This window comes from Alicyclobacillus contaminans DSM 17975, assembly GCF_000429525.1.
In the GTDB taxonomy this organism is placed as follows: Bacteria; Bacillota; Bacilli; order Alicyclobacillales; family Alicyclobacillaceae; genus Alicyclobacillus_A; species Alicyclobacillus_A contaminans.
Genome location: NZ_AUCA01000006.1, coordinates 67850 through 91626, shown reverse-complemented (window position 1 = coordinate 91626; position 23777 = coordinate 67850). Strand labels below are relative to the sequence as shown.

The window sequence follows — 23777 nt, the reverse complement described above, 5'->3', positions numbered from 1 at the left end:
GCTGATTTGATAGCGTTTCGGATAGATCTCGACAGACTTATGAAATGATTAGGGGATGGCAACATGAGTGTTTTCCAGAAGTGGGGTCTCAAAGAAATCATTAATGCCAGCGGGAAGATGACCGCTCTTGGCGCCAGCGCCATTACCCACACCGTGGCGGAAGCCATGGGCCAGGCGGCGAGCAGCTTCGTGAAAATTGATGACCTATTTGTGGCAGCGGGCAAACCGATTGCGGAAGCAACAGGGGCGGAAGACGGTTGCCCAACGACAGGGGCAGCAGCCGGAATCGCCATCTCAGTAGCCGCCGTCATCGCTGGGACCAACCTGAGCTTGATTGAACGGATTCCTGACACGGAGGGCCTAAAGAACCAGATCATCATTCAGAAAGGGCAATCTGTTAACTTTGGGGCTCCCATTCGCCAGATGATCGCCATCGGTGGAGGTCGGGTCGTCGAAGTCGGACAAGCCAATCTTGTGGAGCCGAGTCACATTGAGGACGCCATCACAGAAAATACCGCCGCCCTTATTTACATCAAATCTCACCATGCAGTTCAAAAAGGCATGGTTTCCCTGGAAGACATGATTGCCATTGCGAAGCGGCATGGGGTTCCCCTGATTGTCGACGCTGCTGCTGAAGAGGACCTTCGCAAGTATATCCGTCTCGGTGCGGACCTCGTACTCTACAGCGGCGGGAAAGCAATTGGCGGGCCTACGTCTGGATTCATCTGTGGGCGCCATGACCTGATTGAGGCATGTCGAGCACAGTACAAGGGCGTCGGCCGCCCGATGAAGATTGGCAAAGAAGGGATTGTTGGTTTGCTGACCGCCCTTGAGGAATACTTGGCGTGGGACGCTACCGGCTCCGTTCGTCGACAGCAGAATGAATCCATGAGGTGGCTCGTTGGGGAATTGCAGGGCATCCCGGGTGTAACCTGTGAACTCAGGCAAGATGAGGCAGGTCGTCAGATTTACCGAGCTTACATCCAGATTGATGCGACCATCGTCGGGAAAACTGCATTGGATGTGATTCGTGAGCTGGAAAGTGGCGATCCGGCGATTTACACCAGAAACCACTACGCGAACGTCGGATGCATCGCGATTGACCCAAGACCCCTGTTCCCAGGGCAGGAAAAGGTGATTGCCCGCGAACTGAAGCGGATTCTCGGAAAGGAGGGAAGCCCATGACACGGTTCCATCTGAATGTACTGGCGGCCAATCTGGACAACGCTAGACAGATTGCAGAGGTATCCGAAGGCAGAGTGCTGGTGGGCGTAATTGTTAAGGACTTCCCAACCACAGAGGAAGCCATCGAAGCGGTACGTTCCTACCAGGCAGCAGGAGTCAAAGTCTCCATCGGGCTGGGGAATGGAGATGCCAGGGCGTGGGAGAAGGTCTATGAAGTTGCCCTTGCAACCGGTCCGGATCATGTGAATCAGGTGTTCCCAGCTGCTGGATACACGCTCGGTGGACTCCGGGCGAAAGGTTTCCGGGATACAATTGTGAACGCTCTGGTCCGTCCATCCGGAACACCCGGGCAAGTGATTGTGTTCACTGGTCCGAAGAGTGAAACCTACGCGGAAACGGTATCCTGTGACGCAGCAGCAACATTGCTGGAAGACGTTGGAGTTTCATCCGTGAAGTTCTTTCCGATTCAGGGAGCATCACGCCTGGATGAAATCGCAGAGATGGTGAAAGCGTGTGTGCGCCATGGGATTACGACGTTCGAGCCCACCGGCGGGATTGATCTGGACAGTTTTGACAAAGTCGTTGAAGTGTGTGTAGCAAACGGGGCAGAGCATGTCATCCCCCACGTCTACTCATCCATCATTGACAAAGCAACAGGAAACACGCGCATCGAAGACGTGAGGGAACTACTTCGACGCCTAGGGTAATCAGCAGTAACCAGGGGCGCTCGCCATGTTGAGCGCTCCGATGTGTCAACATCTCTAAGAAATCCTCAAATTCTTCTCTGCACTATTGACCACGCTCATAATCTCGTGCCACAATCCTCACGAAGGAGGAAAGTGGAAAATGGAATGGTATGAAATCAAAGAATTAGATGCTTTGGGCCGCTTGGTAATCCCCGTCGGTATTCGACGCCGGCTTGGTATCACTCACAGCGAGCCGCTTGAATTCTATGTGGATGGCGATCAACTCGTCATCAATCGATATGTTCCATCATGTGTGTTCTGCGGGTTTCCTGGAGAAATGACGCGCTTTCGCGAGAAATGGGTATGCAGGTCCTGCAGGGAAGACATCAATAATATGTATGCCTTCGCAAATGCAGTCGATCGGCTACGCGTTTCTGTCATAAGACGCTGAGTTCACTGCCGTGCTGCCTTCAGCAGTACATGTGTCATGCGCTTCAATGCCGCATAACTCAGGAATTTCTCGCCATCCACTGGCATCTCCGCGCAATGCCATGAGTTGCGGCTCAAGTAGGGACTGCTGAACGATTGAAAAGCCCTTGTAGGACAAGGGTTCTGCGCGTCTGATGTCGAAATCAGGTGCATGGATTTTCGGTGATACCCGTCAAAAATCGTGCACATGAGGTGGAAGGTTTTGTATCGTTCGTCTGAGCGTGAAATCCTGTTGCCGGATGATTTCTTCTTGCCGTTTGGTGGGAAGTTGAATAAAGAGAATCGTTGGGTCAAGCTTGCGCAGATGATTCCATGGTGGCGTGTGGAAGAGCACTATGGCGAACAGTTCAAGTCATGGACGAAAGGCCAGAAGGCTTATTCCGTTCGCGTGGCGCTCGGTGCGCTCATCATCCAGGAACGCTTGGGCTTGAGTGACCGTGAAACCGTGGAGCAGATCACGGAAAACCCGTACCTTCAGTACTTCATTGGCCTGCCGCGGTTTCAAGAAGAACCGCCGTTTCATCCATCGTCTATGGTGCACTTTCGCAAACGGCTCGGGCCAGACATCATCAAGCAGGTCAATGAATGGATCATCGCCGAATAGGATCAACAAGGCGATTCAAATGATACAGACGACGATCAGAACCCTCCTTCAGAGAAAGAAGCTTCACCCAGTACGCCAGAATCTGCAGAGCGTCCGACCAACCATGGAAAGCTTCTGTTGGATGCTACATGTGCACCGGCGGACATTGCCTATCCAACGGATCTCTCCTTGCTCAACGAGGCGCGCGAGAAGCTCGAACAGATGATCGATGTGATGCATTCCGTGCGCGAATCTGACAAACAAAAACCGCGCACATACCGAGAGAAGGCACGCAAGGCATACCTGATGGTGGCGAAGCAGCGACGTGTGAGCCCACGTGTACTTCGCAAGGCCATTGGCAAGAAGCTACGCTTTGTGGCACGAGACCTTCGCATCATCGCCATGCTGCGTGACGAGGTTGGTTTGCAAGCGTTGAATCGCCGACAACATCGTGACTTGTTGGTGATTCACGAGCTGTATCGTCAGCAGGAAGAAATGTACCGCAAACGAACACACCGCATCGAAGATCGAATCGTGAGTATCTCGCAGCCCCACGTGCGACCCATGGTGCGTGGCAGGGCACGGGCGAATGTCGAGTTTGGCGCGAAAGCGGCCATCAGCCTCGTGGGCGGATACGCACGGATTGAGCATGTGAGTTGGGATGGGTTCCATGAGGGCCTCACATTGAAAGATGCGGTGGAGGCCTACTATGAACGCCACGGCTGCTATCCAGAGGCCGTGCTAGCGGATAAGGCGTACCGAAACCGAGAGAACTTGCGTTACTGCAAGGAACGCGGGATTCGCTTAAGCGGTCCACCACTGGGTCGTCCCTCGAAGGCAGAACGCCCGGAACAAGTCAAACTGGAAAGACAGGACGCGGCGGAACGCAATGCAATTGAAGGAAAGTTCGGCGAAGGCAAGCGTTTGTACGGTCTGGGTCTGATACGGGCGCGTCTGCGAGCCACGAGCGAGACGGTTATCGCGCTGCAACTGCTGGTGATGAACTTGGAGCGGCGACTCCGCCTTCTTCTGTACATTGTGTTTGCGTGGTTCGAGCGCTGTCCGATCTCAACTGCTCTGGCGAACTCGTGACCTGTTCAGCAGACCCTACATAGCTGGTCTTGACGCGACACTACCGTTTTTTCGGTTTTTGGTTGAACATACTTTTATCCTTCGAAATGGTATGCATACTGCTGTGCCAATGCCACTCTGCGTTCGACGCTTGCGTTAAAGTCTCAATTGGTGGTGTAAAGTAACCGTCAAATCGAGGACACCTTGAAAATCACCGGTCAATTAACTTCGGGATAACATGATCACAGACACACAAAACGAAGACATTCGGATAGTTGACAAGACGCCGAACGGATTGTATTTTATTGTCGAATAGTGTCGTAAAATAATCTGGATTCAGTCGTTTATTTTTCTTGAGTGACCGCAAAGTGATACGAATAAGGGCAAATCAGCGGAAACGCTGAGACGCAAAGCCACGGATCTACGGACAGGGGCATCTGTCTATGATCGCCGGGTTGCCGTATACGTCAAGAGCTTGTATGGAGAACTTCTTGGACAGGGGCAACCTTACCGTAGGTGTGGGGTTGCCCTTGGTCTTTTACGGGATATATTATTTTTTGGATTGTTTTAATAATTGATTTATTGAAAAGAGTCTTAGACAAGGTAAGACGGGCTTGGCGGTAAGAAATAGAGAATATATAACGAATAGAGTGATAGCGTGAAGGGTAATTGGTTACAAAACATACATAAAACCCCTCTTCGGGGGGGGGGGGGGGGTAAACTCCCTCTAAATGAATATTTATCCAGTAATACCTCTAATTCATCCTGGTGTGACAATCTGTTTTCCCGAACCATCGTGAACATGGTGTATCAACCAATTGTTGACCATGTCTCTCGGCGTGCTGTGGGTCACGAAGCGTTGATCCGTCCACAGGTGAACGGAGTGCCGGTGCGGCCCGACGAGTGGTTTCGCGAAGCATTTGCGAGACGCCGTTCCGTCGACGCGGATGTCCGTGTGTTGAAGATGGCTGTCACGGATATGCAGTTGGGCCATGAACTCTCCCGTTTGATGTTGTTCGTCAACATTCTTCCGACTACCATCGTTGACTTTGACCGTTCTTTCCTGCACGTGTTAGAGTTCCTGTTTCGTAATGGCCTCTGCAGACCGGAACAACTGGTGCTGGAACTGGTGGAATTCATCCCCTTCGATTATCATCTCCTGACACTCGCCGAATCGTTACACAATCTTCGGTCGTTTGGAATCAGGATAGCCATCGACGACGTGGGCGCGAGCGGGGCGAACCTGAACGCACTGGTCCAGCTTCAACCCGACTTTGTCAAGTTGGACCGTACGCTGGTTCAGGGCGTCTCCAAGTCTCGCGCGAAACAGGATCTGTTGTCATGTCTGGCGGCTTACGTTGACTCGACGGATTCCATCATCGCTGAAGGCGTCGAGGATGCTGCCGATTTGGCGGCCGTTCAGGCGATGGGGATTTCGTTGAGTCAGGGGTACTACTGGAGTCCTCCCTTGCCCTTCTCCAGTCTCCCTGACTGGCATCGTCAGACGGAGGGCTCAGATTTCTGACGGAACTTTTGAACCTCCCCGGCTGGCGCATGCCATTTTGCGTGCCGTCGAGGGCAGTGCACATTCGGGTGGCGCACGGTGCGTAGGCAAGACCTGCGGACGATGAGGAGGTGGGAGACAAGAACTGTGAAACAATGATTTGTTTAGTTCCCTATTAAGGGGTGATTTGGAAGGTGGTTGAGGTGGAAAATCAGTATGTTGTCATTGAATTGGGTCAAGAGAAGTACGCGATCCGAATTCATGACGTTTATGAAGTAATAAAAATGCAGACGATCACGGAGCTGCCAAACACCGTCTCGTTTTTCGAAGGTGTCATTAATCTTCGGGGGAAGATCGTCCCTGTGATTAGCCTCCGTAAAAGATTCGGAATGGAAGAGGCCCCTGTAACAAAATCAACACGTATTGTTGTGGTGAATCGAGATGAAGAACAGGTCGGTATCGTAGTGGACGGGGTCACTCGAGTCACTACATTTACCGATATTCAGCCTCCACCGAATGATTTTTCCGCGGTTGATGTCTCATATTTGAGCGGAATCGGTCACTCGGAACATGGTCTTATCAGTTTACTCAACATTCCACAAATCTTGATGGGGTAAGGTGAGGCCATGAATTTCGGGTTTGATCGTTCAGAACTGATGGGGGCATTTCTTGAAGAGGTCGATGAACAAATCCAACTCTTGGAACAAGGGCTTTTGCGATTAGAAGATCACGGTGATTCGCCGGAGGTCATTCAAAGTCTCTTTCGTGTTGCGCATACCTTAAAGGGTTCCTCAGCTGCCATGGGATTTGAAGAAATGAAACTGTTGGTCCATAAGATGGAAGATGTGTTGGAACAGCTCCGTCAGGGCCGTTTGTCAGTGACCAGGCAAATGGTCGACATACTTTTTCAGTGTTTGGACCGACTGCAATATATCAGGAATGAAGTTGTGAGTGGAGGTGGTATCCAGACTGACACGCGATCTGTCATCGAGGCGTTGCATAACCTGCTAACCGATGGAGTTTTGACGATTGTTCCACCCAGTGGACCAAGAGAATCGCTTGTGCTTGATGAAGAACAAGCGTCACAGGTGGATGACGCGATTGAGAAGGGGCGACATGTGTGGATATGTGAGGTAGACATTAACCCGGCATGTGAGATGAAATTCGCCCGTGCTCATCTTGTGTTGAGGCAACTGCATGATATGGGGACGGTCATTGCCACTTTACCTGACCTACATCATCTCGAAATCGACGATAGCCAGGTAGGGCAGGTGACCTATCTACTTGACACTCATTTGGATCCGGATGAGCTTGATCAAACTATCCGTGAGTTCGTAGATATCCAGGCGGTTCGGATCAAACCATTTATTCGACAGGCAGTAGGCACTGTAACTGCTGAGATGGTGACGATCGACCAACCTCCATCTGTTCCAAAAGACATCAAGCGCACGGTACATATGGTTCGGGTGGATGTGGATCGGCTTGAACAGTTGATGAATTTGGTTGGGGAGTTGGTCATTGACCAGACCAGAATTGCTCAGGCAGGGAAGGTACTGCGTGACCGCTACAGAACGGACGAGACCGTCGGAGATATGGAACAAATCTCGCATCATCTCATCCGGGTTGTTGGTGAACTTCAGGAAAGTGTGATGAAAATTCGTATGTTACCCATTGAGCAGTTGTTCAATCGCTTTCCACGGTTGGTACGGGACTTGGCGCATAGCCTGGAAAAGGAAGTACACCTTGAACTCGTTGGGCAAGAAACGGAGCTCGACCGAACGGTTATCGAGGAAATCAGCGATCCGCTGATTCACCTAATACGAAACGCGCTCGACCACGGAATTGAGCCGGTTGAGGATCGGAAGATTGCCGGGAAGCCGACCAAGGGCACTCTTCGGATCGCGGCATCTCACCAAGAAAACCAAGTCGTGATCACCATTGAGGATGATGGCGCCGGGATTGACCCGCAAAAGATCAAGGCTTCAGCAATTCGCAAGGGGATTATTTCCGAGCAAGAGGCGGAAGGGCTGACAGATCACGACGCGATTCAATTGATATACAGGCCAGGCTTCTCTACGGCGGAAAACATCAGCGATGTTTCTGGTCGTGGTGTGGGCATGGATATCGTCCGGGAGCACATTGAGAAGCTGAACGGGCTCATTGATGTCGAAAGTCGTGTCGGCAAGGGGACCAAATTTACGATTAAACTGCCACTCACACTGGCCATTATAACGGGTCTTCTGGTTAAATTCGGAAAACACACCTACGTCCTGCCCATGGGCAGCGTTGTGGAAATTGTCCGTGTACCGGAAGAAGAAATCAACTTGGTGAAGGGCCAACCCATGGCAGTCGTCCGAGAGCGGGCGCTTCCGGTCGTTTGGTTGCACGATTACTTTGGATTTCGACGAAGCGATCGACAGAAGAAACACCTTTCGATTGTCATCGTCGGTGTGGCTGAGAAGCGACTGGGACTTGTCGTGGATGAATTGATTGGTAATCAAGAGATCGTCGTTAAGCCCTTGGGTTCCTATATCGGTAAGGTGGAGGGGATTTCTGGAGTAACGATTCTTGGTGATGGCAATGTGGCGCCGATTCTTGACGTCGTTGGAGTCGCAAGATTGATTGACAGCCGCAACGCTGCGGCTGGACATATAACTGTCTGAGGGGAAGGGTGACAATTCAATGGCCATTTTTGCAGCAACGATGAAGAAAAAAGTTTCTCACGTACGCAATGCTTTTACAGGTATTGAGCAAAGCTTGAGAAATTTGTCTTCCATTGCCGAACAGATTTCTGAAGGAGTGAGTGAACAATCGGCGGCCCTAGATTCTACAGATATGATCCTCGATGGCATCAGCACGTCAATTAGCGATGCTGCCAAGAATGCGGGACATGTAAGTTCCTTAACACAAAAGGCCTTGTCCAACCTGGAAGAGGTCTCGGTGTCAATTCAACAAGTTACCGGTAATGCGGAGAGTACAGCTGCTTCCATCGAACAAATCTCTGCTTCGATCGAGGAAATGAGTAAATCTATCAAAGGCGTGGCAGGGAATGCCGAAAGTATGACTGCCTCCGTTCACGACACTTCGGCCGCAATTCAGGAAATGGCCGCCTCCATTCAACAAGTGGCTGGAAATGCTGATAGTGCGGCGAGCTCTGTCGAACAAATCTCTGCCGCGATGGAGGAGATGAGCCAGTCTATCAAAGGCGTGGCAGGAAATGCTGAAAGCATGACCGCTTCCGCTGAAGAGACGTCGGCGGCGATTCAGGAAATGGCTGCCTCCATTCAACAGGTGGCCGGCAACGCCGCCAGTGCGGCGAGCTCTGTCGAACAAATCTCGGCTTCGATTGAGCAAATGGGCAAGTCCATCAAGGGCGTGGCCGGGAATGCTGAAAGCATGACCGCTTCCGCTGAAGAGACGTCGGCGGCGATTCAGGAAATGGCCGCCTCCATTCAACAGGTGGCCGGCAACGCCGCCAGTGCGGCGAGCTCTGTCGAACAAATCTCGGCTTCCATTGAGCAAATGGGCAAGTCCATCAAGGGCGTGGCCGGGAATGCCGAAAGCATGACCGCTTCCGCTGAAGAAACTTCGACGGCGATACAGGAAATGGCGGCCTCCATTCAACAGGTGGCAGGGAACGCGGAAAGTGCAGCGGGTTCCGTTGAGCAAATTTCGGCTTCGATTGAACAAATGGGCATGTCTATCAAAGGTGTGGCGGGGAACGCCGAAAGTCTAACTGCCTCGGCTGAAGAGATGTCTCATGCAATTCAGGAGATAGCCGCTTCCGTTCAGCAAGTGGCCGGCAACGCTCAGAGTACAGCCAGCTCTGTGGAGCAAATCTCCGCATCCATTGAACAGATGAGCCAATCCATCAAAGGTGTGGCCGATGCTGCGGATGGACTCCAAAAAAATGCCACCGAGACCTCGGCCATCGTTCAACAAATGGCCGCTTCCATCGAGCAGGTGGCTGGCAATGCGAGAGCCATAAGCGAACTCAGCGACAAGATCCTGACCGATGCTCAAGAAGGACAAAAATCGGTTCAGCAATCCGTGGATGGGATGAAGGAAATTTCTGGTGTGATTTACTCCGCCTCGAATGTGATGAAAAATCTCGGGAAGCGCTCCTCGGAAATTGGGAGCATCATTGAGGTTATCGATGATATTGCAGAACAAACCAATCTTCTCGCCTTAAATGCGGCCATTGAAGCAGCACGAGCTGGTGAACACGGCAAGGGATTTGCCGTAGTCGCTGAGGAAGTCCGGAAGCTGGCGGAACGTTCGGCTACGGCGACAAAAGAAATTGCCGCACTCATCATGGGGATCCAAGAAGAAACGTCGGAAGCTGTCAAAGCCATTGAAGTGGGAACGCAAAAGGTAGAGCAGGGAAATCGTCTGGCTCACGAAGCTGGAGAATCCATCGTGAAAATCGTAACAGGTATCGAAAAGATTGCGGAAGAAATTCGACAGGTTACGTCGGCGACAGAGGAACAGGCCAAGGGCAGTGAACACATCGTCAAAGCCGTTGATAACGTGGCGAACCAGACTGCAATGATTACGCAAGCCACAAAGGAGCAGGCGGCGGGTGTTGATGAAATTATTAAAGGCATTCAGAATGCTCGAGAGCAGGTCCGACAGGTGACGGTGGCGACTGTCGAACAGGCCAAGCAGGCACAAGACATTGTCAATGCCGTGCAGGAAGTCAAAGACCAAACGGTTTTTGTGGCGCAAGCGACCACAGAGCAAGCCGCCGGTGTGGAAGAGATCATTCGAGGACTTACAAACGCTCGCGAACAGGTTCGTCAGGTCACGTCCGCGACGGTGGAACAAGCCAAGCACAGTCAGGATATTATCATAGCGGTTGAAGACGTGAGGAAGCAGGCGGCTCTGGTCACACAAGCGACGAAAGAACAGGCCTCTGGTGTAGAGGAAATCATTAAAGGAGCGGCCAACGCCCGCGGGCAGGTGCGCGAAGTGACCGTCGCCATCGCAGAGCAGGAGAAACAAGCGCAAAACATCACCGAAGCAGCCGAAAACGTGAAGAACCAAGCCGACCTCATTACGCAAGCGACCAAAGAGCAGGCGGCTGGCGTAGAGGAGATCGTGAAAGGTGTGACCAATACTCGGGAACAGGTCCGGCAGGTGACAGTTTCCATGGTGGAGCAAACGGAGCAAAGCAAAGTCATCATCGGCGCCATTGAGAATGTTACACGCCATGCAGACATGGTCACGCAAGCAACCAAGGAAGCCGCGGCGGCGATCGTGGAAATTGCAAGGAGCGTAGAGAATGCTCGGGAGCAAATGGGTCAGGTCGCGGAGGCAACGGTGAAACAAGCGAAACAGGCTAAGGATATTATCCAAGCCGTCGAATCTATTACGACTCAGGCAGAACTCGTGACGAAGGCCACCAAGGAACAAACGGTCGGTGTCGACGCGATTGTCAATGGCGTCGTAAATACTCGGGAGCAAATGCGTCAATTAAGTGTGGCGACAAAGATGCAAGGAGAACGGATTGGGCAGATTGTAGGATTCGTTGAGGACGCATCAAAGCAGGCTGGAGAGGTGACACGGGCCACGGATTCACAATTGAAGGAACTCGAGATCGTTGTACAGGCCATGGATCGGACAAGGCGGCTCGTGAACAAAAACATCGAAGATATGGAACGCGGTGTTGCGGTCACGCAAGAACTGACAAGTCGATCTTCCGAAGTCCGCAACTCGTTGCTTTCCTTGTAAGTATGATGATGGCTCGCTGGGATAGAGAGTTTCTATCCCAGCGAGTTGGACGGAATGCGAGGAAGTCTCCGATGAAGAACTTGGTCTTGCGCCAATTGGCGGAACTGATCAATAGGTTTTACGGACTGAATTACGTAGACAACGCGTCTGCTCTTGAAAGCAAACTCGCTAAACGAGTGGAGGAACTGGGGTTATCTTTTTGGGAGTATCATGGCTACCTCTTGCAACAACCGGAGGAATGGGACGTTGTGGCAGAGCTTCTGACCATTAATGAGACCTATTTTTATCGGGAACAGAGTCAACTGCTTGAATTCCAAAATACCGTTCTTCCAATGATAAAGGAAAATTTGGACGGTAGGCCAATCCGGATCTGGAGCGCCGCCTGTTCCAGTGGAGAAGAACCCTATACTTTGGCGATGCTGATTCTTGAGACAGGCCTCTTTTTGCCGGAGGAAGTAGAAATCGTCGGAACGGACATTGATAAGCGGATGTTGGAAAAAGCGAGAACGGGCTGGTACGGGAAACAGTCGCTATCATTTCGGCGGATTCCACAGTTTTTATTGAAACGGTACTTTGTTGAAGACGACGGCGGATTCACGGTCAACGACGTCGTGAAAGACATGGTGAAGTTTCAACACGTTAACCTCATAGATGAGGAAGAAACAAAGCCACTTGGCATGTTTGATGTGGTTTTCTGTAGAAACGTACTCATTTATTTTGACACAAAAACCATTCAAAAAGTCATCAGCAATATTCACCGTCGTCTCCATATGGGTGGGTACCTATTTCTCGGTCATGCGGAGACGATTACCGGGATGGGCCTTGGGTTCGAGACCATTCATTCGCCTGCGACGTTTTACTATCGAAAGGAGGCCTCTCCGGATGCCGAAGTACGGGGTTTTGGTGGTTGATGACTCCGCTTTTATGCGAAGAAGCATCAGTATGCTCATAGAGAGTGATCAGGAGCTATTCGTTGCTGGTATCGCACGCAACGGCCTGGAGGCCTTGGAGAAAGTGAAACAAATCAAACCGCATATTGTGACCATGGATGTCGAAATGCCTGAGATGGATGGAATTTCCGCACTGGCTCAAATTATGAAAGAGTGTCCTGTGCCAGTTGTTATGTTGAGTGTTTTTACAGAATCAGGGGCACAATCCACGCTTAAGGCGTTGGAACTTGGTGCGGTCGATTTCTTCCTAAAGAATGCGCTCATACAGGAGAATCCGGAACCACAAATTATCAAAGATTTCTTGGCCAGACTCAAATCGGTGATACATGCGAATATTCCCAAGCGGAGTTTAACCGAAACCATTCTCCCTAAATCGGAGGAGGACCGAGATTCGTTAGACGTTAAAAAAGATCTTCTCATTATCGGGTGCTCCACGGGTGGGCCTTCCGCCCTACAAGCGATTTTGCCGAGATTTTCGGCGGATTTTCCTATCCCGATTCTGGTGCTCCAACATATGCCGCCTGGCTTTACAAAGCCTTTGGCGGATCGGTTAAACACCATGTGTGACTTAAGGGTAATGGAGGCTGAAGATGGACAACGGCTGCTTCCAGGTACGATTTTCGTCGGACCTGCTGGTGCGCAAACCCTGTTGGCCAAACGCGGGGATCATGTCGAACTGCAAATTCGAACTGACCTCCCAATACAGTCTTTGTATAAACCTTGCATCGATGTCACACTCTCGTCCGCTGCGCCGCTCTATAAGGACCGATTGTTAGCAGTCATCTTGACCGGAATGGGTTCGGATGGTCTTGAAGGCTGTAAGAGTGTAAAAGAGCATTACGGTCACGTCATAGTGCAAGCCGAAGAATCCTGCGTGGTATACGGAATGCCGAAAGTCGTGTTCGAAGCGGGTTATGCGGATCGGCAAGGAGAATTGTCTACAATCTATCAACATATTCAAACATTCATTCGTTAAGTCGTAATTCGCTGTACCTTCGTAAATCACTTTGTCATCTGGGGATACATTCGAAAAGATAGGTGATGTCAATGATTAGCGTTCAGGGTCGATGGAATGATTTGCTGAAATTCTATGGACTGGATCAAAATGATTTGGATATACTTCATGAAAACAAGGAATTCTTTGATAAGAATGCGGAGGACATCGTAAATGCATTCTACGAACACATCATGCAGGTAGACCATCTTGAAGGTATCATTCACGAGCACAGTACCATTGAACGGTTGCGTAAGACGCAGATCTGGTACTTCAAGACCTTAAGTTCGAATGACATTGACGATGAATACATCGCCGGTCGTGAGAAGATCGGAGCGATTCATGCCAAAATTGGTCTTTCGGCTGTTTGGTTCCTTGGTGGGTACTCGATTTATCTTCACCACATTTCCAAGCATATTGATCGTTCGAATCTTACGGACGGATATCGTCTGTATCAGGCGGTTTCGCAACGATTTTTATTTGACTCTGCAATCATTTTGGAGCAGTACATTGGAGACATTTTAAAAGCAAACGAAGTATACAAAAGGAATATGCAAGAAGCGTCTCAGTCACTTTTGGAATCTGTCAACCAAGTTAGTGCAATCGCTAGTGATTTCGCTACATCAGCGACGGAGTTGGCTGCAACCCAGGAGGCTGTTGTTCAGTCAGTGAACGAATTGACCGCTGATAGTCGAACCATTGACGAACTCAGCGAGTTTGTCATGAATGTCGCCGCACAGACCAATATTCTCGGTATAAACGCCGCCATTGAAGCGGCTCGAGCTGGGAGCAGTGGATTGGGGTTCACGGTCGTCGCAAACGAGGTTCGTAAATTAGCGGAACGAGCCAAGAGATCATCCGACAATATCAAGCAGGCGGTAACGAGGGTAAGGGAAAGAATCAATACCATCCATCAGCAGGTGGAAGGTGCAATGGCAATCTCGGAGCAGCAGGCAGCCTCTGCGCAGGAGTTAGCCGCTCTCATGTCAGCTTTAGAGAACGAGGCAATCAGGCTGAAGGCATAATCGAAGTAAAGCCGTCACGAAAAGCGAGCTCCCACCCAATTTGGTGCCTTGGCAAAGTCATGTCCTTATAGGTTGGCCAAAACTTGTAGAGATTCTGACAGTTCCGGGGCACGACTGACTCGGAATTGTCAGAATCAAGAGGCCGCCTGGAATGGACTTACTACGTTCCTCTTCACACAGGGTGAAGTGTCAGACTGTGTGTGAAGGGGATGATTTTTTAAAGCGAAGAAATACGGATGGCTCGGCGTTCGACTTGGAGCACAGCGACCGCCGATGGCCGATATACCGGGCGTGGGATTGATCCCATATTCCAACTTCTTTTGAAGAAGTCCTCAAATTCTCCTCTGCGTTATTGACCACGCTCATAATCTCGTGCCACAATCCTCACGAAGGAGGAAAGTGGAAATGGAACGGTATGAAATCAAAGACTTAGATGCTTTGGGCCGCTTGGTAATCCCCGTCGGTATTCGACGCCGACTTGGCATCACTCACAGCGAACCGCTTGAATTCTATGTGGATGGCGATCAGCTCATCATCAATCGATATGTTCCATCATGTGTGTTCTGCGGGTTTCCTGGAGAAATGACGCGCTTTCGCGAGAAATGGGTATGCAGGTCCTGCAGGGAAGACATCAATAATATGTATACCTTCGCAAATGCAGTGGATCGGCTACGCGTTTCTGTCATAAGACGCTGAATTCACACATTTCGATAAATTTGCGAGCCGGTGTGGACAGGATTCGGTTGCGCAACCATACTACAGCAACCGTTGATTCGAAAGAGGGTTCAACGATTTTCCGAAACTGCAGGGCAGTACTCGTACGAAGATTCATCGCGGATACAGGCACAATCGTGACCCCGACACCGGACTCTGCCAGGCTCAACAGTGTCATGATGTCGGTGCTCTCACACACCACGCGTGGGGCTAGGTGTGTGTCCGAGTAATCCCCGGTTTTCCAAAAGGTAATAAAAGGATCGCTGTTGAAGTTTCCTGTAGCTCATTTATGGAGGCTTCGAGATGACCAAAAAGTTTCGTCTCTACGACCCGAACCAGAGCATGCTGCTGCCACCTTCTCTGGACGAATGGTTGCCTGAGGATCACTTAGTCCACTTCATCGACGACATCGTCGACAGTTTAGATATCTCCGCGATTTTATCCGTGTACGAGCGAGAGCTCAGAGGCTTTCCGCCGTACCATCCGACCATGTTGCTCAAGGTGCTCATTTACGCGTACTCCACAGGCACCTACTCATCGCGCAAGATCGCGAAGGCTTGTCAAGAGAATGTGGCATATCGGATGCTGTCAGCCAACCAATTCCCTGACTTTCGCACCATCAGTGATTTTCGCAAACGTCATCTGGTGGCATTCGAAAACCTGTTCCTTCAGGTGCTGCATATCTGCTCTGAGTCCGGCATGGTCAAACTCGGACATATCGCGCTGGACGGGACCAAGATCAAAGCAAACGCCTCCAAGCATAAGGCCATGAGCTACGGGCGGATGAAGCAAGACAGCGAGAAGCTGCGCAAGGAAATCCGTGACCTTCTGCGTCAGGTGGAGCATGTGGACGAGCGCGAAGACCGTCGGTACGGTTCCACCCGTGGTGACGAGTTGCTTGTTGAGCTTACTCGGCGGGAGCCCCGCCTGAAGAAGATCCAGGAGGCCATGGCCACTCTTGAAAAACGTGCCAAAGAACAAGCGGAACAAGAGTCAAAGGATAACAAGGATGACCCGGATGGTAAGGGTCCTGGCGGCAAGCGGCGTGGGCGTCACGCAAGCAACCAAAGGATCTACCGGCAGACAAGGCACAGATGAACTTCACAGACCCAGAGTCCAGAATCATGAAGACGGCGAATGGGTTCATCCAGGGATACAATGTTCAGTCAGTCGTCGATGAAGCATACCAAATCATCGTTGCAACGAAGGTCACGAACAGCCCGACGGATGCAGGTCATCTTCGAAACATGATGCGGATGGTCGAAGAGAACATTGGCAAGAAACCCAAGCGGCTTTCCTGTGACGCCGGATATTTCAAGCAGGATGACATCACCTGGCTGGAATCAGAAGGCATCGACCCATACATTGCAACCGGGCGACAGCCACACAACGCCATGCCAATCGCGGTCAGAGGTCGGATACCGAGTCACTACGGCGTCAAGGAACGAATGGCTCGAAAGCTGAGGACGAAGAAGGGACATGCCATCTACGCCAGACGAAAGGTCATCGTTGAAACGCCGCACGGGCAAATCAAGCATTGCCGAAAGTTCGACCACTTCTCCCTTCGAGGTCTCACCAAAGTCGAAGGCGAATGGTCGTTGGTAGCCATGTGCCACAACCTGCTGAAGTTGTTCCGATACGGAACGCCGAAGTGGGCTACGGTGTGAACCAGGCACCCAAGACTAGCTTAGACGGACCTGCTTGGTGTCAAAGAACAATAATCGAGTGATTTTGGCCTTTATCGGTTCAAGGATCCATCGATACTCGGACACACACCTAGGGCGAATCACACTTCACCACCCGCCGAACGTAAGACCGGGTAGTTCCTACAAGGCAGGAAAGGCTGTGACGAATGCACCGTTCAGGCCGCATTGCACTGCGCGAGGAGACCCCTATGCTGACGTGAGCAGGGGTCTCTATTCGCGTTCTAACTTTTGCGGGAAACGTTGAAGTTTATCCAGAGGTGAAGCGCTTGGTGGCACTGGGTGTGGACGTTGTTCCCATCTTTTCCAATACCGTGATGCAGGTGAGCACACGGTTTGGCGAAGCCGGAGAATGGGCGACGAAAATTGAGCAGGTGACCGGCAATCCCGCCATCACCTCGCTGCCTGAGGCAGAGCCGTTGGGTCCGTCGAAACGGCTCGACTGTCTCGTCATCGCTCCCTGCACCGGAAACTCGCTCAGCCGACTGGCCAACGCGGCGACCGATTCGCCGGTGTTAATGGCCGCTAAGGCCACACTGCGCAACGACCGTCCGGTGGTCATTGCGATTTCTACCAACGATGGGCTGGGGTTGAATCTCTACAACATCGCAAAATTGATGAATATGAAAAATATCTTCTTCGTACCGTTTGGGCAAGATGCACCGCATGTTAAAATGAACTCATTGGTGTCCTTGATGCGGCTCATTCCGGAAACGTGCGAGGCCGCGCTGGAGAAACGGCAGCTGCAGCCCGTGTTGATTGAGCGTTGGCGGGAGGAGCGCCCATGACTTCTTGATGGATTGAAGACAAAGGAGAATTGGCATGACGAAAAAGGATCGCTACAATGTCGCCATACTCGGCGCGACCGGTGCTGTCGGACGCGCAATGCTCCATACACTGGAACGCAGGAATTTTCCGGTCGGCGAGTTACGTCTGCTCGCCTCCCCCCGTTCTGCGGGCGAGGAACTGACCTTCCGCGGACGTGCGTACACCGTCCAGGCTGCGGAGGAAGCGGCGTTCGTCGGCATGGACATCGCCCTGTTCAGCGCTGGCGCGTCGGCCAGCCAGCAGTTCGCGCCGCTGGCGGTGCGGCAGGGGGCTGTGGTCATTGACAACAGCAGCGCCTTCCGTCTGGAGACCGACGTTCCTCTGGTTGTCCCGGAGGTGAATTCGGATGCCGCGTTCCGCCACCGCGGGATCATTGCGAATCCGAACTGTTCCACCATCCAGCTGGTGGTTGCTCTCAAACCGCTGGTGGAGTTCGGCATTGAGCACGTCTCCGTATCCACCTACCAGGCGGTCAGCGGCATGGGGCAAAAAGCCATCGATGCGCTGCACAAGGAAGTGAGCGGCGCAGCGGAAACCACCGTGTTCCCCACGACCAGCCAGGAAAGCCGCTATCCGATGGCGTTCAATGTCCTCCCGCAGTGCGATGTCTTTTTGGACAACGGATATACCAAAGAGGAAATGAAGCTTGTCAATGAATCACGCAAAATCCTGGATCTTCCCAATCTGCGGGTGAGCCCGACCGCAGTCCGCGTGCCGGTCATCTACGGACACTCCGAGACGGTGGCGGTGCAGTTCCGGTCCGAGGTGTCTGCTGAACAGGTGCGCGAACGGCTCCGCAGTGCGCCTGGGGTGGTTGTGGTGGACGATCCGGCCGCGGCCGTGTTTCCGCATCCGAAAATGGCGGAGGGAACGGGCGATACGTTCGTCGGACGGATTCGACAGGACCTGGCGGATCCTCGGACGGTGCTGATGTTTGTGGTGGCGGACAACTTGCTCAAGGGCGCCGCTTGGAATGCGGTTCAAATTGCCGAATTGCTGGCTGGGGTGGAGCGATGATGGCGCAGTTGGGCGAACTGGTGGAACCCTCGGTGCGTGATAAGGTGCAGTCGTTGAAAATCCTCGTACAGAAGTTTGGTGGTACCTCCGTTGCCACACGGGAGCGCCGGCTGGCGGCGGTGGCGCAAGTTGAGGATGCGCTCAACAAGGGCTACGCCGTGGTGGTGGTGGTTTCGGCCATGGGCCGGAAAGGCGATCCGTATGCCACGGACACCCTGCTCAGTTTGATTGAAGCGGACGATCCCGTGGATCGGCGCGAACTGGATATCTTGATGTCGTGCGGCGAGGCCATCTCGTCCGTGGTGTTTGCCAGTACACTGCGCGCCCGCGGACATGATGTGCTGGTCCTCAACGGAGCGCAGGCCGGGATTGAGACGGATCATCAATTCGGCAACGCCAGAATTCTGCGCATTCGACCACAGCGCATTCTGGATGGGCTTCGTGCGGGACAGGTGGTGGTGGTGACCGGATTCCAGGGCGTCACGGCGGACGGAGATGTGACGACCTTGGGCCGCGGTGGCAGCGATACCACGGCGACCGCGCTCGGTGTGGCGCTTGAGGCGGAGTTTGTCGACATCTTCACCGACGTGGAAGGGGTGATGACGGCCGATCCGCGGGTGGTCGCGGAAGCGCGCCGTCTGCAGCGCGTGACCTATGCGGAAGCCTGCAATTTCGCCTATTCCGGTGCGAAAGTTATTCATCCGCGCGCCGTCGAAATCGCGATGCAGAAAAATATTCCCATCCGCGTTCGGCACACCGAATCCACGGACGAGGGAACGCTGATCACAAACCACGCCCAAGTGCTGGAGAGTCACGCGGTCACGGATCGGTTTGTGACCGGCGTAGCGCACACGGTGGGCATCACCCAGTTGGTGCTGGACCGACCGTCGGTCGGGGCGTATGAAGTATTCCGCGCCATGGCGGATCGGGAAATCAGTGTGGACATCATTTCGGTATCGCCGGATCGAATTGCGTATACGGTGTCCGACGCGGATGCAGGGCGAGCGGTAGAGACATTGGCAGGCCTCGGCGTGCAGCCGATGGTGGTGCCGAACTGCGCCAAGGTCGCGGTGGTCGGCGCGGGAATCGCGGGCGTTCCCGGCATCATGGCACGCATCGTCGGGGCACTGACGGAACAGGGAGTGGAGATTCTGCAGACGGCGGATTCCCACACCACCATTTGGTGCTTGGTGCGCCGTGAGCAAATGCAGGTTGCGGTGCGGGCGCTTCACCACACCTTTGGTCTGGATCAAACCGACGACGAACAAGGGGAATGAACGATGGATTTTGGACGTTTGGTGACGGCCATGGCCACGCCGTTTGCGGCCGATGGCAGCGTGGATATTGCGGGGCTGGAGCGTTTGGTGAACCACCTGATTGACACAGGGACCACGGCGCTTGTGGTCTGCGGAACGACCGGCGAATCGCCGACGCTCACTCACGAGGAAAAGCTGCTGTTATTCGAGAAAACGCTGGAATTCGCGGCGGGGCGGGTGCCGGTGATTGCGGGAACCGGGGGCAACAACACGGCCGAATCCATCCGGTTGTCGAAGGAAGCGGAGCAGCTTGGCGTGCATGGGCTGCTGCTGGTGGCTCCGTACTACAACCGGCCGACGCAGGACGGACTGTACGCCCATTTTGCGGCGGTTGCCGAAGCGGTGTCCCTGCCCATCATGATTTACAACATTCCGCCTCGCAGCGCGGTGAACATTGAGGTTCCGACGCTTTTGCGGTTGGCCGAGCTGCCGAACGTAGTATCGGTGAAAGAGGCCAGTGGCGATTTTACGCACATCCTGCGCCTGATGGCGAACAAGCCGGACGACCTGTTGGTGTACAGCGGTGACGATAAGTTCACATTGCCCATGATGGCTCTCGGCGCGTACGGCGTGGTCAGCGTTGCCTCGCACGTGGTGGGGCCGGAAATGCGGAACATGATGGACGCGTTTGTGAGCGGACGGATGGCGGAGGCCCAGCGATGGGCGCTGGGGCTGCTGCCTATCTTTGAGGCGCTGTTCCGGGTGTCGAGTCCGGCGCCGCTGAAGGCTGCCATGGAATTACTCGGACTGCCCAGCGGTGGATTGCGCCTGCCTTTGGTGGCTGCGCCGCAGTCGGTGGTCGACGAACTGCGCACGGAACTACAGCGCTTGGGCAAATTGTAAGCACCGGTCTCGGGAAACGAGTTGGGTCGGGGAGGCAACCCCGGCCCTTTTTGCATTCTTCGGTTGTGTGATGGAGCGGGGCTGGGTATAATGGTGTCAAAGTGACTGGTGCGGCTTTGAATTTCAAAGAACCAACATCATCACTCGAACGCGTGATGACCAGGACAGATCTGCGTATCGAGCGGACGGACTCATGCGGGCGCAGTTCGAACAACTGGTCGGATAGCGGGACACAGAATTCGTGTGTATTCTTGAATTTACAATTTATGTAAAATTCGCAAGGTGCTCTTTTTATGCAATGGAGGTGCAACTTTGGCTAAACATCCAAAACTCATCATCATTCCCCTTGGCGGTGTCGGTGAAATTGGCAAGAACATGACCGCGTATCGCTATGGCGACGACATCATTGTGGTTGATGCCGGTCTCAAATTTCCAGAGGAAGAAATGCTGGGCATTGACGCGGTGATTCCCGATATCACGTATCTGTTGGACAACCGTGATAAAGTGCGCGGAATCTTTCTCACGCACGGGCACGAAGACCACATCGGCGGCTTGCCGTACGTGCTGAAAAGTCTGCAGGTTCCCGTGTACGGCACGCGCCTGACGCTGGGCTTGGTGGAAAACAAGCTTCGCGAGCACGGTCTGTTGGACTCGACCAAACTGATCACGCTCGACGGCAATACATCGGTTCGCGTGGGTGCGTTTGAGGTCTCATTCTTTTATGTGAATCACAGCATTCCTGACACGGGTGGTTTCGCCATCGATACGCCGGAAGGATTGGTCGTTCACACGGGGGACTTCAAATTTGATCACACGCCGGTGGACGGGCGCCAGGCGGACTTGGCCAAACTCGCAGCGTATGGGCAGCGAGGGGTGTTGGCGCTGGTGGCGGACAGCACGAACGCGGAGCGCGAGGGATTCACGCCGTCCGAACGCGTGGTGGGGAAAAAGATTGATGAAATTGTGGCTCAGGCGCCGGGACGGGTAATTTTGGCGACGTTTGCGTCGAACATTCACCGTCTGCAGCAGGTCATCCAATCGGCGGAACGGCACGGCCGCAAAGTGGCCGTGGTGGGGCGAAGCATGGTCAACAATATCCAGATTGCGTCGCAGCTCGGTTACCTGGAGATGCTGCCATCCACGCTGATTGACGTGGATGACGTGGCGAAAATGCCGCCGGAGAAAGTCGTCATTCTGTCGACGGGCAGCCAGGGAGAACCGATGTCAGCGCTGACGCGGATGGCTCGTTCGGCCCACCGCAAAATTGAGATTATGCCGGGCGACACGGTGGTGTTGGCGAGCTCGCCGATTCCTGGAAACGAAAAGTACGTGTTTCGGACCATTGATCAGCTGTTCCGCGTTGGCGCCCACGTGATCTACCGCGGTGTACACGTGTCCGGGCACGGCAGTCAGGAGGAATTGAAGCTGATGCTCAACCTGACCAAGCCCCGGTATTTCGTGCCGGTGCACGGGGAGTACCGGATGCAGCGGGTGCACGCGGAGTTGGCCATGAGCGTGGGGATTCAGGAAGAAAACATCTTCATCCTGGATCTCGGGGACACTGTGGAGTTCGACAACGGCGCGGCTCGGTACGGATCGAAGATTCCTGCGGGTACCGTGATGATTGACGGACTGGGTGTCGGCGACGTGGGCAATATTGTGCTGCGCGATCGGAAGCTGCTGTCGCAGGATGGTATTCTGGTTGTGGTGGTCACGCTGTCGAAGACGTCGGGCAACATTTTGTCCGGACCCGACATCATCTCGCGCGGTTTCGTGTACGTGCGGGAATCGGAGGCGTTGCTGGACGAGGCGACCAAATTGGTGGAGTCGACGCTCACCAAGCTGGTGTCCGATAACATCAGCGAGTGGTCTTCCTTGAAGACCGCGGTGCGGGACACGCTCGGCCGTTTCCTGTATGAACAGACTCGACGGCGTCCGATGATTCTGCCCATCATCATGGAGGCGTGAGCCGGTCCGCCCATGGGCGGACCGCTTTTCTGTATGTCCGCACAGTGAACGTCCATACTACCCAACATCCGGATGTGAGGGAAGGAGTCGTTGGGAGTTGGACATGCGGGATCGCATCAATGCGGTGTTGCGGAGTACGGGAGGGACGGCCCCGCGGGCGGCGGCTTCGGAAACGGCGGAACCGTCGGAAGGAGCCATCGTTCGAAACGTTGAATCGTTGGGGCAGACCAATCCAGTCGAAGCGGATTCGAGCATTTATTGTCTGACCATCATTGGACAGGTGGAAGGGCATCTGGTCCTGCCGCCACAGAACAAGACGACCAAGTACGAGCACGTGATTCCGCAGTTGGTCGCCGTGGAGCAAAACGACGCCATTGAGGGATTGTTGCTGGTGTTGAACACGGTGGGGGGAGATGTGGAAGCGGGACTCGCCATCGCCGAAATGGTCGCGAGCCTCAGCAAACCGACCGTCTCCATCGTCCTCGGCGGAGGCCACTCCATCGGCGTACCCATCGCCGTCAGCGCCGACTACAGCTTCATTGCCGAAACGGCCTCCATGACTATTCACCCAATTCGACTGACCGGCATGGTGATTGGCGTACCCCAGTCCTTCGAGTATTTGGAGCGCATGCAGGAACGGGTGACGCGCTTTGTGGTGGAACATTCGCGCATCAGCGAAGAGGTGTTTCGCCGCCTCATGCTGAACACGGGAGAGATGGCCCGCGATATCGGCAGCACGGTCGTCGGGCGGGACGCGGTGAAATACGGATTGATTGACGAAGTGGGCGGACTCGGGCAGGCAATGGCCAAACTGCGGCAGCTGGTGGACGCCAAACGGGTGGCAAAGCCGGAGGGCGGAAAGGAAGCGGTCCAATGACACTGTTGTGGTCGGTGATTCCGTCGGAGTGGGTGTTCATGGACGCGGCGTCCGATCGGCCGTCCCGGTTTCGTGAGGTGACGCTGGAAGGGGCCACCATGGTCGTGGAACCGGTGGAAGGTGGAATGGCACGGATTGAACGCGTCATCAGCGGAAACCCCAAGCATTACCTGAAACCGGAGTGGCAGCCGGGGTGCCTGATTCAACTGCCATCCGGGCAACGCGGATGATATCGGAGTCGTGGGCCGGCTGAGCGCCGGCCCTTCTTTATTGCAGGAATGATCCGTTCAG

21 protein-coding genes, 1 pseudogene and 1 riboswitch are annotated in these 23777 nt (G+C 53.5%); of the genes and pseudogenes, 21 read left to right on the top strand and 1 reads right to left on the bottom strand.

Annotated elements, in window-relative coordinates; genetic code table 11:
- Positions 1-63: 63 nt before the first annotated feature.
- The 12 genes and pseudogenes from G463_RS0104160 (at position 64) to G463_RS0104105 (ending at position 14916) form a co-directional block, all read left to right on the top strand.
- Positions 64-1185 (top strand): DgaE family pyridoxal phosphate-dependent ammonia lyase, encoded by a 1122-nt coding sequence (locus tag G463_RS0104160; RefSeq protein WP_026974159.1) that lies wholly within the window; start codon positions 64-66, stop codon positions 1183-1185.
- On the top strand, positions 1182-1892 hold the full coding sequence (locus G463_RS0104155) for a KDGP aldolase (protein ID WP_026974158.1): 711 nt from the start codon (positions 1182-1184) through the stop codon (positions 1890-1892). The genes G463_RS0104160 and G463_RS0104155 overlap by 4 nt, the downstream gene beginning before the upstream one ends.
- A 139-nt stretch (positions 1893-2031) precedes the next feature.
- Positions 2032-2322, top strand: coding sequence for an AbrB/MazE/SpoVT family DNA-binding domain-containing protein (locus tag G463_RS0104150; protein ID WP_026974157.1), 291 nt, complete (start codon positions 2032-2034; stop codon positions 2320-2322).
- Positions 2323-2562: 240 nt separating this feature from the next.
- Positions 2563-4035: pseudogene (locus G463_RS18700) on the top strand (IS5 family transposase).
- 351 nt (positions 4036-4386) lie between these two features.
- Positions 4387-4477, top strand: a riboswitch (cyclic di-GMP riboswitch).
- 342 nt (positions 4478-4819) lie between these two features.
- Positions 4820-5539, top strand: coding sequence for an EAL domain-containing protein (locus tag G463_RS18695; RefSeq protein WP_169725419.1), 720 nt, complete (start codon positions 4820-4822; stop codon positions 5537-5539).
- Between the two features lie 173 nt (positions 5540-5712).
- Entirely contained in the window at positions 5713-6135 is a 423-nt protein-coding gene (locus G463_RS0104135; protein WP_026974156.1) for a chemotaxis protein CheW, read from the top strand.
- Positions 6136-6144: 9 nt separating this feature from the next.
- Positions 6145-8181 carry a chemotaxis protein CheA gene (locus tag G463_RS0104130; RefSeq protein ID WP_026974155.1) on the top strand — a complete coding sequence of 679 codons (2037 nt, stop codon included), beginning with the start codon at positions 6145-6147 and terminating at the stop codon, positions 8179-8181.
- A gap of 19 nt (positions 8182-8200) precedes the next feature.
- Positions 8201-11251 carry a methyl-accepting chemotaxis protein gene (locus G463_RS18690; RefSeq protein ID WP_051321910.1) on the top strand — a complete coding sequence of 1017 codons (3051 nt, stop codon included), beginning with the start codon at positions 8201-8203 and terminating at the stop codon, positions 11249-11251.
- Between the two features lie 71 nt (positions 11252-11322).
- Entirely contained in the window at positions 11323-12162 is an 840-nt protein-coding gene (locus G463_RS18685; protein WP_051321909.1) for a CheR family methyltransferase, read from the top strand.
- Positions 12134-13177 carry a protein-glutamate methylesterase/protein-glutamine glutaminase gene (locus tag G463_RS0104115; protein ID WP_026974154.1) on the top strand — a complete coding sequence of 348 codons (1044 nt, stop codon included), beginning with the start codon at positions 12134-12136 and terminating at the stop codon, positions 13175-13177. Before G463_RS18685 ends, G463_RS0104115 begins: the two co-directional genes overlap by 29 nt.
- A gap of 71 nt (positions 13178-13248) precedes the next feature.
- On the top strand, positions 13249-14220 hold the full coding sequence (locus G463_RS23780; protein WP_026974153.1) for a globin-coupled sensor protein: 972 nt from the start codon (positions 13249-13251) through the stop codon (positions 14218-14220).
- Between the two features lie 405 nt (positions 14221-14625).
- Positions 14626-14916 carry an AbrB/MazE/SpoVT family DNA-binding domain-containing protein gene (locus tag G463_RS0104105; RefSeq protein ID WP_026974152.1) on the top strand — a complete coding sequence of 97 codons (291 nt, stop codon included), beginning with the start codon at positions 14626-14628 and terminating at the stop codon, positions 14914-14916.
- On the opposite strand, the gene G463_RS23980 is transcribed toward G463_RS0104105, so the two are convergent.
- On the bottom strand, positions 14903-15187 hold the full coding sequence (locus G463_RS23980) for a LysR family transcriptional regulator substrate-binding protein (protein WP_425387051.1): 285 nt from the start codon (positions 15185-15187) through the stop codon (positions 14903-14905). The two genes, G463_RS0104105 and G463_RS23980, sit on opposite strands and share 14 nt — an antisense overlap.
- 50 nt (positions 15188-15237) lie before the next feature.
- Here G463_RS23980 and G463_RS23975 point away from each other — a divergent pair, with 50 nt between their 5' ends.
- The 9 genes from G463_RS23975 to G463_RS0104065 all read left to right on the top strand — a co-directional run bounded on the left by G463_RS23975 (position 15238) and on the right by G463_RS0104065 (position 23716).
- Positions 15238-16032, top strand: a complete 795-nt coding sequence (locus G463_RS23975) for a transposase (protein ID WP_425387049.1) — start codon at positions 15238-15240, stop codon at positions 16030-16032.
- Between the two features lie 26 nt (positions 16033-16058).
- The gene (locus G463_RS23970) at positions 16059-16601 is read left to right on the top strand and encodes a transposase (RefSeq protein ID WP_425387048.1); all 543 of its coding nucleotides are present in this window, start codon (positions 16059-16061) and stop codon (positions 16599-16601) included.
- Between the two features lie 251 nt (positions 16602-16852).
- Positions 16853-17425, top strand: coding sequence for a dipicolinate synthase subunit B (locus G463_RS0104095; protein WP_026974151.1), 573 nt, complete (start codon positions 16853-16855; stop codon positions 17423-17425).
- Positions 17426-17459: 34 nt separating this feature from the next.
- Positions 17460-18482, top strand: a complete 1023-nt coding sequence (locus G463_RS0104090; RefSeq protein ID WP_026974150.1) for an aspartate-semialdehyde dehydrogenase — start codon at positions 17460-17462, stop codon at positions 18480-18482.
- Positions 18483-18535: 53 nt separating this feature from the next.
- Positions 18536-19759, top strand: coding sequence for an aspartate kinase (gene dapG / locus G463_RS0104085; protein ID WP_026974149.1), 1224 nt, complete (start codon positions 18536-18538; stop codon positions 19757-19759).
- Positions 19760-19762: 3 nt separating this feature from the next.
- On the top strand, positions 19763-20641 hold the full coding sequence (dapA, locus tag G463_RS0104080) for a 4-hydroxy-tetrahydrodipicolinate synthase (RefSeq protein ID WP_026974148.1): 879 nt from the start codon (positions 19763-19765) through the stop codon (positions 20639-20641).
- Positions 20642-20953: 312 nt separating this feature from the next.
- Entirely contained in the window at positions 20954-22609 is a 1656-nt protein-coding gene (locus G463_RS0104075) for a ribonuclease J (RefSeq protein ID WP_026974147.1), read from the top strand.
- 97 nt (positions 22610-22706) lie between these two features.
- Positions 22707-23486: a ClpP family protease gene (locus G463_RS18675; protein WP_035485602.1), complete on the top strand. Its 780-nt coding sequence runs from the start codon at positions 22707-22709 to the stop codon at positions 23484-23486.
- Positions 23483-23716 (top strand): YlzJ-like family protein, encoded by a 234-nt coding sequence (locus tag G463_RS0104065; protein WP_026974146.1) that lies wholly within the window; start codon positions 23483-23485, stop codon positions 23714-23716. Before G463_RS18675 ends, G463_RS0104065 begins: the two co-directional genes overlap by 4 nt.
- The last annotated feature ends 61 nt before the right edge of the window (positions 23717-23777 follow it).

What these genes read in the sequence shown, in the direction of transcription:
- G463_RS0104065 (WP_026974146.1), top strand. Translation starts at nt 23,483, where the DNA reads ATGACACTGTTGTGGTCGGTGATTCCGTCGGAGTGGGTGTTCATGGAC.
- G463_RS18685 (WP_051321909.1), top strand. Translation starts at nt 11,323, where the DNA reads ATGAAGAACTTGGTCTTGCGCCAATTGGCGGAACTGATCAATAGGTTT.
- G463_RS23975 (WP_425387049.1), top strand. Translation starts at nt 15,238, where the DNA reads ATGACCAAAAAGTTTCGTCTCTACGACCCGAACCAGAGCATGCTGCTG.
- G463_RS0104155 (WP_026974158.1), top strand. Translation starts at nt 1,182, where the DNA reads ATGACACGGTTCCATCTGAATGTACTGGCGGCCAATCTGGACAACGCT.
- G463_RS23970 (WP_425387048.1), top strand. Translation starts at nt 16,059, where the DNA reads ATGAAGACGGCGAATGGGTTCATCCAGGGATACAATGTTCAGTCAGTC.
- G463_RS0104090 (WP_026974150.1), top strand. Translation starts at nt 17,460, where the DNA reads ATGACGAAAAAGGATCGCTACAATGTCGCCATACTCGGCGCGACCGGT.
- G463_RS18690 (WP_051321910.1), top strand. Translation starts at nt 8,201, where the DNA reads ATGGCCATTTTTGCAGCAACGATGAAGAAAAAAGTTTCTCACGTACGC.
- G463_RS23780 (WP_026974153.1), top strand. Translation starts at nt 13,249, where the DNA reads ATGATTAGCGTTCAGGGTCGATGGAATGATTTGCTGAAATTCTATGGA.
- G463_RS0104115 (WP_026974154.1), top strand. Translation starts at nt 12,134, where the DNA reads ATGCCGAAGTACGGGGTTTTGGTGGTTGATGACTCCGCTTTTATGCGA.
- G463_RS0104105 (WP_026974152.1), top strand. Translation starts at nt 14,626, where the DNA reads ATGGAACGGTATGAAATCAAAGACTTAGATGCTTTGGGCCGCTTGGTA.
- G463_RS0104130 (WP_026974155.1), top strand. Translation starts at nt 6,145, where the DNA reads ATGAATTTCGGGTTTGATCGTTCAGAACTGATGGGGGCATTTCTTGAA.
- G463_RS0104150 (WP_026974157.1), top strand. Translation starts at nt 2,032, where the DNA reads ATGGAATGGTATGAAATCAAAGAATTAGATGCTTTGGGCCGCTTGGTA.
- dapA (WP_026974148.1), top strand. Translation starts at nt 19,763, where the DNA reads ATGGATTTTGGACGTTTGGTGACGGCCATGGCCACGCCGTTTGCGGCC.
- G463_RS0104160 (WP_026974159.1), top strand. Translation starts at nt 64, where the DNA reads ATGAGTGTTTTCCAGAAGTGGGGTCTCAAAGAAATCATTAATGCCAGC.